We start from the raw sequence: 13,604 nt of genomic DNA, 5'->3' as shown, positions 1-13,604 counted from the left end.
CCAATCAGAAATTCATGTGAGAGCTTCGCATGCCGACGCAATGCGCGCACACGCCTCCTCGAGCTGCGCCATCGACGTGGCATACGAAATGCGGAAATACGGCGCCAGCCCGAACACGCTGCCCGGCACCACCGCCACTTCGTAGTCCTGCAGCAGGTAGCTGCAGAAATCGCTGTCGGTCTGCAGCAGCGTCCCGCCCCGGGTGCGCCGCCCGAGCAGGCCCGCGCAGCTGGCAAAAGTATAGAAAGCGCCCTCGGGCATGCGGCAATGCAGGCCCGGTGCGCGGTTCAGTGCGGCCACCACGAAGTCGCGCCGTGCCTGGAAGTCGTCGCGCCGCTCGGCCACGATGTCCTGGGGCCCGGTCAGCGCCTCGATCGCAGCGGCCTGGCTCACCGACGACGGGCACGAGGTCGACTGGCTCTGCACCACCGCCATGGCCGCGATCAGCGCGCGCGGCCCTGCGCCGTAGCCCACGCGCCAGCCGGTCATTGCATAGGCCTTGGACACGCCGTTCACCGTCAGCGTGCGGTCGCGCAGCCGGGGCTCCACGGCCGCCGGCGTGGCGAACGCGAGTCCGTCGTAGAGGATGTGTTCGTAGATGTCGTCCGCCAGCACCCACACCGACGGATGCCGCAGCAGCACCTCGCACAGCGGCGCGAGCTGCGCCGCGCTGTAGGCCGCGCCGCTCGGGTTCGACGGCGAGTTCAGGAAGAGCCAACGCGTGCGCGGCGTGATGGCCGACTCGAGCTGTGCGGCATCCAGCCTGAAGCCGTTGGCCTCGCTGCAGGGCACGCTCACCGGCACGCCGCCGCAGATCTGCACGATGTCGGCGTAGGAGGTCCAGTAGGGCGCGGGCAGGATCACCTCGTCGCCCGGATCCAGGCTGGCCATCAGCGCGTTGAAGATCACCTGCTTGGCGCCAGCGCCCACGCTGATCTCATCGAGTGCAAAGTCGAGTGCGTTGTCGCGCCTGAACTTGAGTTGCACCGCGGCCTTCATGGCCGGGCTGCCGTCGAGCACGGTGTAGCGCGTGTCGCCGCGCTCCATGGCGCGGGCCGCGGCGGCGCGGATGTGCTCGGGCGTATCGAAGTCCGGCTCGCCCGCGCCCAGCACGATCACCGGCCGGCCGGCACGCTTGAGTGCGTTGGCATGGTCGGTGATGCGCAGGATTTCCGAAACCCCGATGGCGCGCACGCGCTGCGCGGGCTCGAACGCGGAAGTCGAAAGCGCGGGATCGAGAACGGCGGATGTCACTTCGCGTAGGCCTCCAGCGGCTTGTCGTTGGGTTCGGCGATGAGCTGCTTCAGCGCCGCGCTCATCGGCAGGTTCAGGCTGGTGTTCTTCGGCGGAATCGGCGCGACGAACCACCTGGTGTAGATCTTCTCGAGCTCGCCGCTCTTCATGAGGCGGCGCAGCGCGTCGTCCACCGCGGCCTTGAAGGCCGGGTCGTCCTTGCGGAACAGCAGCGCGATCGGCTCGGAGCCCAGCGCATCGCCCACGATGCGGTAGGCCGACGGGTTCTTCGCGTTCGCGATGATGCCGGCGAGCAGGTTGTCGTCGAGCACGAAGGCATCGGCGCGGCCCGACTCCATCAGCAGGAAGCTTTCGAGGTGGTCCTTGCCGAGCATCGTGGTGATGGTGGTGTTCTGCGCGCGCTCGCGCTTGCGCAGCAGCTGCACGGCGGTGGTGCCGGTGGAAGCCGACACGGTGCGGCCCGCCAGCTGGTCGAGCGAGCTGATGCCCGAATCGACCCGCGTGGCCATGCGCACCTCGCTCACATAGGTGGTGAGCGCGAACGCCACCTGCTGCTGGCGCGCGGTGTTGTTGGTGGTGGGGCCGCAGCCGATGTCGAGCGTGCCGTTCTGCACCAGCGGGATGGTGTTCTGCGCGGTCACGGCCATGTATTCGAGCCTGGCCGAGGGCGCGATGTCCTTCAGCACGCGCTCGCACAGCTCGACGTGATAGCCCACGTATTTGTCGTTCGCGCCCAGCATGTAGGCCATGGGCGGCGAGGCCTCGCGCACGCCGAGCACGGCGCGGCCGCTGCTCCTGATCTTGTCGAGCGTGCCGCCGGCGGGGGCCTGCTGCGCGGCGGCGCCGAGGGCGAGCGCGAGCAGCGCGGCGGCGGTGACGAGGGTCTTCAATTGCATCTTCATGTTCTCTGTCTCCTGGTTGTTTTTCTTGGGCACGCACGGCCGCTGCCCCGCCGCTGCGGCGAAACGCCGCGCGGCAAGAACAGAAGGCCGGAGTCGGTCAGTCGTTGATCTCGAAGGTCACGCCCTGGGCGAGCGGCAACGCGGTCGAGTAGTTGATGGTGTTGGTGGCGCGGCGCATGTACGCCTTCCAGCTGTCGGAGCCGGCTTCGCGTCCGCCGCCGGTTTCCTTCTCGCCACCGAAGGCGCCGCCGATCTCGGCGCCGCTCGGGCCGATGTTGACGTTGGCAATGCCGCAGTCCGAGCCCGCGCTCGACAGGAAGCGCTCGGCCTCGCGCACGTTGAGCGTGAAGATCGACGACGACAGGCCCGCGCCCACGGCGTTGTGCCATTCGATGGCGTCGTCGAGCGAGGTGTAGCGCACCACATAGAGAATGGGCGCGAAGGTCTCGCGCAGCACCGGGCCGCCGTGCGACTTCAGTTCGACCAATGCGGGGCGCACGTAGAAGGCGTCTTGGGTACCGATGCCCTCCACGCGCTGGCCGCCATGCACCGTGGCGCCGATCTCGCGGCTTTCGCCCAGGGCCTTCTGCATGCCGTCGAACGCCGCGCGGTCGATCAGCGGACCGACCAGCGTGCCGGCCTCGCGCGGATCGCCCACCTGCACGTTGCCGTACACCTTGGCGAGCTTGGGCACCAGCGCGTCGTACACGCTGTCGTGCACGAACAGCCGGCGCAGCGTGGTGCAGCGCTGGCCGGCCGTGCCCATGGCCGAGAACGCGATGGCGCGCAGCGTGAGGTCGAGGTCGGCCGAGGGCGTGACGATGGCCGCGTTGTTGCCGCCGAGTTCGAGAATGGCACGCGCGAAGCGCGCGGCCAGCTTCGGGCCCACCTGCCGGCCCATCGCGGTGGAGCCGGTGGCCGAGAGAATCGGCACCCGGTGGTCGTCGACCAGCACCTCGCCGATGTCGCGCTGGCCCAGCAGCAGGCCGAGCAGGCCTTCGGGCGCATCGCCGAAACGCGCGAGGGCGCGCTGCGCAATGGCATGCACGGCCAGCGCGGTGAGCGGCGTTTTTTCGGACGGCTTCCACACCACCGAATCGCCGCAGACCAGCGCCAGCGCCGCGTTCCACGACCACACGGCCACCGGAAAGTTGAAGGCCGAGATCACGCCGCACACGCCCAGCGGATGCCAGGTTTCCATCATGCGGTGCTCGGCGCGCTCGGTGGCGAGCGTGAGGCCGTAGAGCTGGCGCGAGAGGCCGACCGCGAAGTCGCAGATGTCGATCATTTCCTGCACTTCGCCCGCGCCTTCGGACGGAATCTTGCCGGCCTCGAGCGTGACGAGGCGGCCGAGGTCGGCCTTGGCGGTGCGCAGTTCTTCGCCCAGCAGGCGCACCAGTTCGCCGCGGCGCGGCGCCGGCACGCTGCGCCACGCCTTGAAGGCCTCGTGCGCGTGGCCGATGGCCGCGGCCGCTTCGGCGGCGGTGGTCTGCGGCACCTGCGCAATCACCTCGCCCGTGACCGGCGAACGCACCGCGAGCTCGCCGCCGGTATGGGCGGAGCTCGGAACGCCGAGGCGCTGCAGCAACGGCTCGATTTCGGCGGCAACGGAAAGGGGGGCTTGGGCTTCTGGCATGGACGCTCCGGCGGGGAGAAGAGAGAACAAAACGAAGGGAAGGCGACGCGGCAACGGCTCAATATCTGCGAATAGTGCCTGCTTGCATAGCGAAAAAACGGAAGGACTTGGTGCGTTTCAGGAATGAACTCTCGCACTGGTCATGCGCTCAACGCACAAAAAACACCTCAGGTCGCGGGTCCCGGCGGCTCGGGCAGGCTGATGCGCTGCCCCGCCGGCGAACCCGCCAGGCTTTGCGCCGGCCGCCTCAGCGTCGCGTCGAAGGGGTTGATCTTCGGCCCGATGGCCGCCGCCTCGCGCTTGAGCAGCTCCACCACCGTGGGCATGCGGTCGGCATTGAGCCGGTCGGCGATGGTGCCCACGCTGAGCGCGGCCACCGCGCGGCCCTCGCGGTCGAGGATGGGCACCGCCACGCCGGCCATGCCTTCGAGCAGGCCGGTGTTGCGCCCCGCGTAGCCGGCCTGGCGCACGCGCTCGATCTCGGTGCGCAGGTACACCTCGTCGTACACGCCGTACTCGCGCACGCGCGAAAGATTGAAGCGGATCACTTCCTCGCGCTCCGCCTCCGGCAGGAAGGCCAGGATCGCGAGCGCGCCCTGCCCCACGCCCAGCGCGATGCGCCCGCCGATGTCGCCCGTGAACGAGCGGATCGGGAACGGGCCTTCGCTGCGGTCGAGGCAGATCGCGTCGAAGCCGCTGCGCGCCAGCAGAAAGATGCTGTCGCCCAGGCTCGCACACAGGCGCAGCAGCACGGGGCGGCAAATGGAGCGCAGGTCGCCGGGGTTGCCGGCGCTGGCCGCGAGCGCGAAGAAATCGATGCTCAGCCGATAGAGCTTGCTGCGCTCGTCCTGCTCGACCATGCCTTCGGCCATGAGCGATTGCAGCAGGCGGTGCGTGGTCGCCTGCGTGAGGCCCACGGACCGTGCGATCTGGGTCACGCGGCCGCCCTCGGCCTGCACCGCGCCGAGGGCGCGGATCACCGAAAAGACACGCGGCACGCCGCCGCTGGCTGCCGAGGGGGTTTCCATACCTTGCTCCTGTGGAATTCTCGAGATCGATTTTTCGCATGATATTCCATTGAATGGAATAAATTGGATAAAGATTCTGATTAATGGAATACCCGAGGCGATCTGGCGCGATCGTTGCAATAGAGTGAATTGAAAGTTCTCTCTTGTCCGCGGCGTGCACCAAGGTGCTGCACGCCATCAAGACCCCGCAGAAAGGCCCTTCCATGTCATTCCTACGGCTCACCGACGTGACCAAGTTCTATGGCGCCACGCGCGCCGTGTCGGCCATGAACCTCACGGTGGAGAAGGGCGAGTTCGTCTCGCTGCTCGGCCCCTCGGGCTGCGGCAAGACCACGACGCTGCAGATGATTGCGGGCTTCGAGGCGGTGTCGAGCGGGCGTATCGAGCTGGCGGGCAAGGACATCACGCATGCCAAGGCCAACACGCGCGGCCTGGGCATCGTGTTCCAGACCTATGCGCTGTTCCCGCACATGACGGTGGCCGACAACGTGAGCTTCGGCCTCGAGATGCGAAAGATGCCGAAGTCCGAACGTGCCGAGCGCGTCAAGCAGGCGCTGGCGCTGGTGCATCTGGAAGCACACGCCACGCGCTACCCGCGCGAGCTCTCGGGCGGGCAGCGCCAGCGCGTGGCACTGGCCCGCGCACTCGTGATCGAGCCGCCGGTGCTGCTGCTGGACGAACCGCTGTCCAACCTCGATGCCAAGCTGCGCGAAGAGATGCAGTTCGAGCTGCGACAGATTCAGCGCAAGGTCGGCACCACCACGGTGATGGTCACGCACGACCAGAGCGAGGCCATGTCGATCAGCGACCGCGTGGTGGTGATGGAAGGCGGCTGCGCCACGCAGATCGACCATCCGCACCGCGTGTACGAGCATCCGAGCACGCGCTTCATTTCCACCTTCGTGGGCAAGGCCAACCTGCTGAACGGGCGCGTCACGGCCAGCGGCGCGCGCAGCTGCCATGTGGCGGTGGGCGCCCTCGCGGTCGAGGTCGACGACACCGCCTACATGCCGGGCGATGCGGTGCTGATGAGCGTTCGCCCGGAAAAACTGCAGCTGGTGGAGGCCGGCCGCGGCCGCCTCGACGGCCAGGTCCTGGAGCGCTTCTTCCTCGGCAGCCAATGGCTCTATCGCCTGGGCACGCCCGCCGGCGATCTGATGGTGCTGAGCCCCAACGACGGCCGCGACGCGCTCGACGAAGGCCATGCCGCCGGCATCGACTGGCCCGCGCATTGCACGCGGCTGCTGCCGGCCGACGAGGCGGTGGTGGCATGAAGAACAAGGCCACGCCCTGGTGGCTGTCGGGGCCCGCGCTGCTGCTGTTCGTGGCTTTGCTGGTGGTGCCGCTCGCGCTCACCGCGGTGCTGTCGTTCAACGTCTACGACCCGGCCACCGGGCCGAAGGCCGGCGAGTTCACGCTCGAGCACTACGCGCAGGTGTTCACCGACTCGTACTACCACGGCATCTTCTGGCGCACCTTCTGGATCTCGGGCCTCGTCACGCTGATCTGCGTGCTGGTCGGCGCGCCCGAGGCCTACGTTCTGAGCCGCATGCGCAACCCGTGGCGCTCGGTGCTGCTGCTGGTGGTGCTGGCGCCGCTCCTGGTGTCGGTGGTGGTGCGCGCCTTCGGCTGGAGCATGCTGCTCGGGCCCGAAGGCGCGGTGAACGGGCTGCTGCGGCTGGCGGGCATCGGGCCGGTGAAGATGCTCTACACCGAGACGGCGGTGATCGTCGCGCTGGTCCACGTGATGCTGCCCTTCATGGTGATTCCGGTCTGGACCTCGCTGCAGAAGCTCGATGCGGGCGTGGAAAACGCGGCGCTCTCGCTCAAGGCCTCGCACGTCACCACGCTGCGGCGCATCGTGCTGCCGCAGGTGATGCCGGGCATTCTCTCGGGCAGCCTGATCGTGTTCGGCCTGGCCGCGAGTTCGTTCGCGATTCCGGGGCTGCTCGGCGGGCGCCGCTTGAAGATGGTCGCGACGGTCGTGTACGACGAGTACCTGCACGAACTCAACTGGCCGCTCGGCGCCGCCGTCGCGCTCACGCTGCTCGCCGCGAACCTGATCGTGATGCTGAGCTACAACCGCCTGGTCGAAGGCCGCTACAAGAAAGCGCTCGGGTGATCAGATGAGCAAGAACGGCCCCCTCGCCCTCGCGTTCAACGCGCTCGTCATCACCTTCATGCTGGCGCCGCTCGTGGTGGTGTGCATCGTCGCGTTCACGCCAGAGAACACGCTGACGATTCCCACCACGCACTTCTCGCTGCGCTGGTTCAAGGCGGTGTTCGCGCACCCGGACTTCATGCAGTCGTTCTGGAACAGCCTGTGGCTCGCGCTGGCCTCGGCCACCATCGCCACGCTGCTCGCGGTGCCGGCCGGCATGGCGATCACGCGCTACGAATTTCCGGGGCGCGACTTCCTCAACGGCCTGTTCCTCTCGCCGCTGATCATTCCGCACCTGGTGCTGGGCGTGGCCTTGCTGCGCCTGTTCGCGCTGGTGGGCGGCACGGGCAGCTTCGGCTGGCTGGTGATGGCGCATGCGCTGATCGTCACGCCCTACACGCTGCGGCTCGTGGTGGCCGCGCTGGTGGGCTTCGACCGCAGCGCCGAGCAGGCCGCGCTCTCGCTGGGCGCGAGCCAGGCCACGGTATTCCGGCGCATCACGCTGCCGATGATCCTGCCGGGGGTCACGGGCGGCTGGCTGCTGTCCTTCATCAACAGCTTCGACGAAGTGACGATGTCGATCTTCGTCACCTCGCCCAGCACGGTGACGCTGCCGGTGCGCATGTACATGTATGCCACCGAGTCGATCGATCCGCTGATGGCGGCGGTGTCGGCGCTGATGGTGGCGGTGACGGCCATCGCGATGGTGGTGCTCGACCGCGTCTACGGACTGGACCGCGTGCTGGTGGGGCGCCGATAGATGAGCTTGCCAAAGCTCCAACCGCTGCTGCATCGCGTGGCCGAGACGGGTCGCGCCGCGGTCCTCTTCACCCTCGACGGCCAGCCCGCCTCCGCCCTCGTGGGCGACACGGTGCTGACGGCCGTGCTCACGCAGGCCGCCCAGCTGCGGCGCAACGAGTTCAGCGGCGCCCCGCGCGCGGGCTTCTGCATGATGGGCGCCTGCCAGGATTGCTGGATCGCCACCGAGCAGGGCGAGCGCCTGCGCGCCTGCTCCACCTTCATCGCGCCGGGCATGGCGCTGGTCACGGGAAGGGGCGGCGCATGACGGCTTCTTCTGCCGCATTGCAGCCGGTGATCGTCGGCGCCGGGCCGGCGGGCGTGCGCGCCGCACAGGCGCTGGTGGCGCACCGCCTGCGGCCGGTGGTGATCGACGAGGCTTCGCGCGCCGGCGGCCAGATCTACCGGCGGCCGCCCGCGAGCCTGGCCCAGCGCAGCGCGCGGGCGCTCTACGGGTTCGAGGCCGGCCGCGCCGATGCGGTGCACGCCGCTTTCGACGCGCTCCGCGAACACATCGACTACCGCCCCGACAGCCTGGTGTGGAATGCGCAAGGCGGCCGGCTCGACGTGCTGCACGGCCCGACGCGCAGCACGGCCAATGTCCCGTACGGCCAGCTGATCGTTGCCACCGGCGCCACCGACCGCGTGCTGCCGGTACCGGGCTGGACACTGCCCGGCGTCTACACACTGGGCGGCGCGCAGGTGGCGCTCAAGTTCCAGGGCTGCGCCATCGGCGAGCGCGTGGTGTTCATGGGCACCGGCCCCCTGCTCTATCTGGTCGCATATCAGTACGCCAAGGCCGGCGCGAAGGTCATCGCGGTGCTCGACACGGCGCGGCTTGCCGACCAGTTGGCCGCGGCGCCCGCGATGCTGCGGCAGCCCGCCGTATTCGCGAAGGGCGTGTACTACGTGGCCTGGCTGCGTGCGCACGGCGTGGCGCTGCACAGCGGCGTGCGGCCAATGCGCGTGCTCGGCGATGCGCAAGAGAGCCGTGTGGCTGGCGTGGCGTGGCACGACGGCCGCGAAGAACGCACGCTGGCCTGCGATGCCGTCGGCGTCGGCTATGCGCTGCGTTCCGAAACCCAGCTGGCCGACCTGCTGGGCTGCCGCTTCGAATTCGCGCCGCTGCACCGCGCCCATCTGCCGGTGCGCGATGCGGCCGGCCGCTCCAGCGTGCGGGGCGTGTACCTTGCGGGCGACGGCGCCGGCATCATGGGTGCCGATGCGGCCGAATGGGCCGGCGAACGCGCCGCGCTGGCGCTGCTGACCGACCATGGCGTGGCCGTCGACGCCGCACGCGCCGAGGCGCTCGAACGCAAGCTCCACAAGCTCGGCGGATTTCGGGAAGGGCTGGAACGCGCCTTCCCGCTGCCGTCCGACTGGGCCGCGCATGCGCCCGACGAGCTGGTGGTCTGCCGCTGCGAGAACGTCACGGCCGGCACGCTGCGCCAGACCGTGGCGGTCAACGGCGCCGATGAAATGAACCGGCTGAAGGCGCTGTCGCGCGTGGGCATGGGCCGCTGCCAGGGCCGCATGTGCGGCGCGGCTGCGGCCGAGATCCTCGCGCATGCCACGGGGCTGCCGCTGCAGCAGGTGGGCCGGCTGCGCGGGCAGGCGCCGATCAAGCCGATTCCGATTCACCTGGCCGCCGCGCCATCCACCGGAGGCGCCGGCGAATGACCGGGCGCAAGACATTGCGCACCGACGTCGCGATCGTCGGCGGCGGCATCGTCGGCGCGTCCGCCGCGCTGGCCTTGCGGCAGATGGGCATCGGCGTGGTGCTGCTGGAGCGCGACCTGTGCGGCTCGCGTTCGAGCGGCGTGAACTACGGCGGCGTGCGGCGCCAGGGCCGTCCGATCAATCAGTTGCCGCTGGCGCAGCGCGCGCACCGCATCTGGGGCCGCCTGCGCGAAACCATCGGCGCCGACGGCGAGTACCTGCGCTCGGGCCACTTCAAGATCGCGCGCAGCGAGGCCGACATGGCGTCGCTGGAACGCTACCGTGCGCAGAGCCGCGACTTCGACCTGGGGCTCGAGCTGATCTCCGATGCCCGCCTGCGCGAACGCTGCCCCTGGCTCGGCACGCGGGCCATCGGCGGCTCGCTGTGCGCGGAAGACGGGCAGGCCAATCCGCGGCTGGTGTCGCCGGCCTTCGCGCTCGCGGCGCAGCGCGCGGGCGCGCAGATCTTCGAGCGCCACAAGGTCGACGAGGTGGCACACGATGGCCAGGCGTTCATGCTGCGCTCGGGCAACGCGCTCGAAGTGCATGCGCCGGCGCTGCTCAACTGCGCGGGCGCCTGGTCCGGCCCCATCGCCTCCGAGTTCGGCGAAGCCGTGCCGCTGCGCTCGAGCCACCCGGTGATGGCCGTGACCGAGCCGGTGCCGCACTTCATGGACTGGAGCCTCGGCGTCGAGGGCGGCGGCATCTACTGCCGGCAGGTGGCGCGCGGCAATCTCGTGCTCGGCGGCGGCCGGGGCATTGCGCTCGACGCCGACCGCGCCCGCGCCGACCGCGACGCCATCGCCACGCTGGCAGCGCAGGCCGTCGAACTGCTGCCCACGCTGCGCCATGCGCATTTCATCCGCACCTGGAGCGGCACCGAGGGCAACCTGCCCGACCACCAGCCGGTGCTCGGCCCCAGCCGCACCACGCCCGGCCTGTTCCATGGCTTCGGCTTTTCGGGCGCGGGTTTCCAGATCGGCCCCGCTGCCGGCGAAGTGCTGGCCGAACTCGTGCGCGACGGCCGCAGCAGCACGCCGATCGAGAGCTTCTCGATCGAACGCTTCTTCGCGGAAGAAGAAGCACCCACCATCACCCCCACCTCCCCCTGAAAGGAAAACACCATGTCCCGTTTCCAGAAGACTTCTTTCTTCTCTCTTCGCCGGACCGTGCTCGGTGCGGCGGCGGTGGCCGCGCTCGCGGCCGGAGGAGTGGCCGGCGCGCAGACCAAGACGCTCTACATCGGCATGAACGGCGGCACCATGGAGAAGGCGTACACGCAGTACGTGTTCCCGGCCTTCGAGAAGCTCTACGGCGCCAAGGTGGTGGTGGTGCCGGGCACCTCGTCCGACATCCTCGCGAAGGCGCAGGCCAACAAGGACCGCCCGCAGATGCACGTGATGTTCCTGGACGACGGCATCATGGTGCGCGCCATTGGCATGGGCCTGTGCCAGAAGCAGCGGCCCAACCCGTCGCTGGCCGACATCTACCCGGCCGCGCGCTTCAAGGACGACATGGCCAGCGGCGTGAGCCTGGGCATGACGGGCCTGGCCTACAACGCGAAGATGTTCAAGGACAAGGGCTGGGCGCCGCCCACCTCCTGGATGGACCTGGCCGATCCCAAGTACAAGGGCAAGGTGGTGTTCCAGTCGATGTCGTCATCGTCCTTCGGGCTGCACGGCTTCCTGATGTTCAACCGCATCCAGGGCGGCAACGACAAGAACGTGGAGCCCGGCTTCAAGGCCTGGCCCACCACCATCGGCCCGAACGTGCTCGAGTACATCCCGAGCTCGGCCAAGCTGTCGGAGATGGTGCAGACCGGCGAGGCCGCGATCTTCCCGCTCACGCCCACTGCCGTGGCGGCGCTCAAGACCAAGGGCATTCCGGTGGAATACGCGCCGCCGAAGGAAGGCGCGGTGGTGCTGATGGTGGGCCAGTGCGTGATTGCGAACAACAGCGAACCCGAGCTGTCGCAGAAGCTCGCCGAGTTCTTGCTGAGCCCGCTGGCTCAGGCCAACGTGCTGCAGTACGGCGCGCAGATTCCCACCAACCCCAAGGCCCCGGCCGTGGGCGATGGCGTGAAGCAGGTGGCCGACATCAATCAGTGGATGAAGACCGCGGTCACCATCGACTGGGACAGCATCAATGCCAGCCGGCCCGCCTGGAACGCGCGCTGGAACAAGACGATTGAGAAGTAGTTGGCCTGGGTCGTTCGGGGCGCGCTCCCGCCGGCGGGAGCGTTGGACAGAGCGGTCGTTGATCAGCCGTGCAACCAGAGCGTGCCCTGGTGCGCAGGGCATCGGGTGCTCCCCGCAGCGAAATCAAGGAGGAGGCCGCAGGCCGGGGGACATTCGCGAAGGGGCGTACCCGGTGGCCTGTGCACGCGCCCTGAACAAGAGCGCCCCCGAAGAACGCGGCCTCAGCGGTTCGCTTCCAGAATCCACCCCGCGGCCTTCTCGGCCATCATCAACGTCGGACTGTTCGTATTGCCGCTCGTGATGGTGGGCATGGCGCCCGCATCGACCACGCGCAGCCCCCGCACGCCGCGCACGCGCAGCTTCGAGTCGAGCACCGCCATCGGGTCGCCGTCGGCACCCATCTTGGTGGTGCCGACCGGATGGAAGATGGTGGTCGCAATGTCGCCGGCCAGGCGCGCCAGGTCTTCGTCGCTCTGGTACTGCACGCCGGGCTTCCATTCCTCCGGCCGGTACTTGGCAAGCGCGGGCTGCGAGGCGATGCGGCGCGTCACGCGCAGCGAATCGGCGGCCACCTTGCGGTCTTCGTCGGTGCTCAGGTAGTTGGGCGCGATGGCGGGCGCGTCCTGGAAGCGCGGGCTCTTGATGCGCACGGTGCCGCGGCTCGTGGGGTTGAGGTTGCACACGCTCGCGGTGAAGGCCGGAAAGCTGTGCAGCGGCTCGCCGAAGGCATCGAGCGACAGCGGCTGCACGTGGTATTCGAGGTTGGGCCACTCGTGCTCGGGCGAGCTGCGCGTGAAGGCACCGAGCTGCGAAGGCGCCATGCTCATCGGTCCGCTGCGCTTCATCAGGTATTCGAGGCCGATCTTCGCCTTGCCATACATCGAAGAGGCCAGCACGTTGAGCGTGGGCGCGCCGTCGATCTTGTAGACCGCGCGGATCTGCAGGTGGTCCTGCAGGTTGGCGCCGACGCCGGGCGCGTCGACCACCACGTCGATGCCGTGCTGGCGCAGCAACTCGGCCGGGCCGATGCCCGAGAGCTGCAGGATCTGCGGCGAGCCGATGCTGCCGCCGCACAGCACCACCTCGCGCGTGGCATGGGCGGTGACCATCTCGTGGCCGTCCCACACCTGCACCCCGGTGCAGCGCTGGCTGCCGTCGGCCTGGGTCTCGAGGATCAGCTTGGTGACATGGGCGTTGACCCACATCTCGAAGTTGGGCCGGCCGTAGCAGACCGGCCGCAGGAAGGCCTTGGCGGTGTTCCAGCGCCAGCCGTTCTTCTGGTTGACCTGGAAGTAGCCGACGCCTTCGTTGCTGCCGCGGTTGAAGTCGGTGCTGTGCGGCACGCCGGCCTGCACCGCGGCCTCGGCAAAGGCGTCGAGGATGTCCCAGCGCAGGCGCTGCTTCTCCACGCGCCATTCGCCGCCGGCGCCGTGCAGCTCGTCGGCGCCGAGGTAGTAGTCCTCGTGCTTCTTGAAGTCGGGCAGCACGTTCTGCCAGCGCCAGGCGTCGTCGCCCGTGAGCTGCGCCCACTGGTCGTAGTCGCGCGACTGGCCGCGCATGTAGATCATGCCGTTGATGCTGGAGCAGCCACCCAGCGTCTTGCCGCGCGGATAGCGCAGCACGCGCCCGTTGAGGCCCGCGTCGGGCTCGGTGCTGTAGAGCCAGTCGGTGCGCGGATTGCCGATGCAGTAGAGGTAGCCCACCGGAATGTGGATCCAGTGGTAGTCGTCCTTGCGGCCGGCCTCGATCAGCAGCGTGCGCTGTTGCGATTTGCGGGTCAGCCGGTTGCACATCAAGGCGCCGGCCGTGCCGCCGCCGATGACGATGTATTCGAATGTGTTGTCGCTCATGGCGCTGGCTTGTCTCCGGGGGTCAACGGTATTTCTTGTGCTCATGGGCCCGGCGAAG

The 13,604-nt window shown here is 68.9% G+C and carries 12 protein-coding genes; 7 read left to right on the top strand and 5 right to left on the bottom strand.

Annotation, left to right across the window (positions count from 1 at the left end; genetic code table 11):
- Positions 1–12: 12 nt before the first annotated feature.
- From VAPA_RS01875 to VAPA_RS01860, 4 genes are all read right to left on the bottom strand, one after another.
- Positions 13–1,254: a pyridoxal phosphate-dependent aminotransferase gene (locus VAPA_RS01875; RefSeq protein ID WP_021005071.1), complete on the bottom strand. Its 1,242-nt coding sequence runs from the start codon at positions 1,252–1,254 to the stop codon at positions 13–15.
- Entirely contained in the window at positions 1,251–2,156 is a 906-nt protein-coding gene (locus VAPA_RS01870; protein WP_021005070.1) for an amino acid ABC transporter substrate-binding protein, read from the bottom strand. Before VAPA_RS01870 ends, VAPA_RS01875 begins: the two co-directional genes overlap by 4 nt.
- 97 nt (positions 2,157–2,253) lie before the next feature.
- Positions 2,254–3,792: an L-piperidine-6-carboxylate dehydrogenase gene (gene amaB / locus VAPA_RS01865; protein WP_021005069.1), complete on the bottom strand. Its 1,539-nt coding sequence runs from the start codon at positions 3,790–3,792 to the stop codon at positions 2,254–2,256.
- A 167-nt stretch (positions 3,793–3,959) separates the two neighbouring features.
- Positions 3,960–4,820, bottom strand: a complete 861-nt coding sequence (locus VAPA_RS01860; RefSeq protein ID WP_021005068.1) for an IclR family transcriptional regulator — start codon at positions 4,818–4,820, stop codon at positions 3,960–3,962.
- 203 nt (positions 4,821–5,023) lie between these two features.
- On the opposite strand from VAPA_RS01860, the gene VAPA_RS01855 reads away from it, so the two are divergent.
- From VAPA_RS01855 to VAPA_RS01825, 7 genes are read left to right on the top strand one after another with little or no spacing between them, the layout of a single operon-like run.
- Positions 5,024–6,094, top strand: coding sequence for an ABC transporter ATP-binding protein (locus VAPA_RS01855; RefSeq protein WP_021005067.1), 1,071 nt, complete (start codon positions 5,024–5,026; stop codon positions 6,092–6,094).
- Positions 6,091–6,942, top strand: a complete 852-nt coding sequence (locus VAPA_RS01850) for an ABC transporter permease (protein WP_021005066.1) — start codon at positions 6,091–6,093, stop codon at positions 6,940–6,942. The genes VAPA_RS01855 and VAPA_RS01850 overlap by 4 nt, the downstream gene beginning before the upstream one ends.
- A 4-nt stretch (positions 6,943–6,946) precedes the next feature.
- On the top strand, positions 6,947–7,741 hold the full coding sequence (locus tag VAPA_RS01845; protein ID WP_021005065.1) for an ABC transporter permease: 795 nt from the start codon (positions 6,947–6,949) through the stop codon (positions 7,739–7,741).
- Positions 7,742–8,047: a (2Fe-2S)-binding protein gene (locus VAPA_RS01840; RefSeq protein ID WP_021005064.1), complete on the top strand. Its 306-nt coding sequence runs from the start codon at positions 7,742–7,744 to the stop codon at positions 8,045–8,047.
- The gene (locus tag VAPA_RS01835) at positions 8,044–9,459 is read left to right on the top strand and encodes an FAD/NAD(P)-dependent oxidoreductase (protein WP_021005063.1); all 1,416 of its coding nucleotides are present in this window, start codon (positions 8,044–8,046) and stop codon (positions 9,457–9,459) included. Before VAPA_RS01840 ends, VAPA_RS01835 begins: the two co-directional genes overlap by 4 nt.
- On the top strand, positions 9,456–10,610 hold the full coding sequence (locus VAPA_RS01830; RefSeq protein ID WP_021005062.1) for an NAD(P)/FAD-dependent oxidoreductase: 1,155 nt from the start codon (positions 9,456–9,458) through the stop codon (positions 10,608–10,610). The genes VAPA_RS01835 and VAPA_RS01830 overlap by 4 nt, the downstream gene beginning before the upstream one ends.
- Before the next feature lie 12 nt (positions 10,611–10,622).
- Positions 10,623–11,696 carry an ABC transporter substrate-binding protein gene (locus tag VAPA_RS01825; RefSeq protein ID WP_021005061.1) on the top strand — a complete coding sequence of 358 codons (1,074 nt, stop codon included), beginning with the start codon at positions 10,623–10,625 and terminating at the stop codon, positions 11,694–11,696.
- A gap of 221 nt (positions 11,697–11,917) precedes the next feature.
- On the opposite strand, the gene VAPA_RS01820 is transcribed toward VAPA_RS01825, so the two are convergent.
- Positions 11,918–13,546 (bottom strand): GMC family oxidoreductase, encoded by a 1,629-nt coding sequence (locus VAPA_RS01820; protein ID WP_021005060.1) that lies wholly within the window; start codon positions 13,544–13,546, stop codon positions 11,918–11,920.
- Positions 13,547–13,604: the final 58 nt, after the last annotated feature.

The organism is Variovorax paradoxus B4 (assembly GCF_000463015.1).
In the GTDB taxonomy this organism is placed as follows: Bacteria; Pseudomonadota; Gammaproteobacteria; order Burkholderiales; family Burkholderiaceae_C; genus Variovorax; species Variovorax paradoxus_E.
The sequence above is the reverse complement of the archived record's forward strand: the minus strand, read 5'-3'. Positions and strand labels throughout refer to the sequence as shown.

What these genes read in the sequence shown, in the direction of transcription:
- VAPA_RS01860 (WP_021005068.1), bottom strand. Translation starts at nt 4,820, where the DNA reads ATGGAAACCCCCTCGGCAGCCAGCGGCGGCGTGCCGCGTGTCTTTTCG.
- VAPA_RS01870 (WP_021005070.1), bottom strand. Translation starts at nt 2,156, where the DNA reads ATGAAGATGCAATTGAAGACCCTCGTCACCGCCGCCGCGCTGCTCGCG.
- VAPA_RS01855 (WP_021005067.1), top strand. Translation starts at nt 5,024, where the DNA reads ATGTCATTCCTACGGCTCACCGACGTGACCAAGTTCTATGGCGCCACG.
- VAPA_RS01840 (WP_021005064.1), top strand. Translation starts at nt 7,742, where the DNA reads ATGAGCTTGCCAAAGCTCCAACCGCTGCTGCATCGCGTGGCCGAGACG.
- VAPA_RS01825 (WP_021005061.1), top strand. Translation starts at nt 10,623, where the DNA reads ATGTCCCGTTTCCAGAAGACTTCTTTCTTCTCTCTTCGCCGGACCGTG.
- VAPA_RS01830 (WP_021005062.1), top strand. Translation starts at nt 9,456, where the DNA reads ATGACCGGGCGCAAGACATTGCGCACCGACGTCGCGATCGTCGGCGGC.
- amaB (WP_021005069.1), bottom strand. Translation starts at nt 3,792, where the DNA reads ATGCCAGAAGCCCAAGCCCCCCTTTCCGTTGCCGCCGAAATCGAGCCG.
- VAPA_RS01835 (WP_021005063.1), top strand. Translation starts at nt 8,044, where the DNA reads ATGACGGCTTCTTCTGCCGCATTGCAGCCGGTGATCGTCGGCGCCGGG.
- VAPA_RS01820 (WP_021005060.1), bottom strand. Translation starts at nt 13,546, where the DNA reads ATGAGCGACAACACATTCGAATACATCGTCATCGGCGGCGGCACGGCC.
- VAPA_RS01850 (WP_021005066.1), top strand. Translation starts at nt 6,091, where the DNA reads ATGAAGAACAAGGCCACGCCCTGGTGGCTGTCGGGGCCCGCGCTGCTG.
- VAPA_RS01845 (WP_021005065.1), top strand. Translation starts at nt 6,947, where the DNA reads ATGAGCAAGAACGGCCCCCTCGCCCTCGCGTTCAACGCGCTCGTCATC.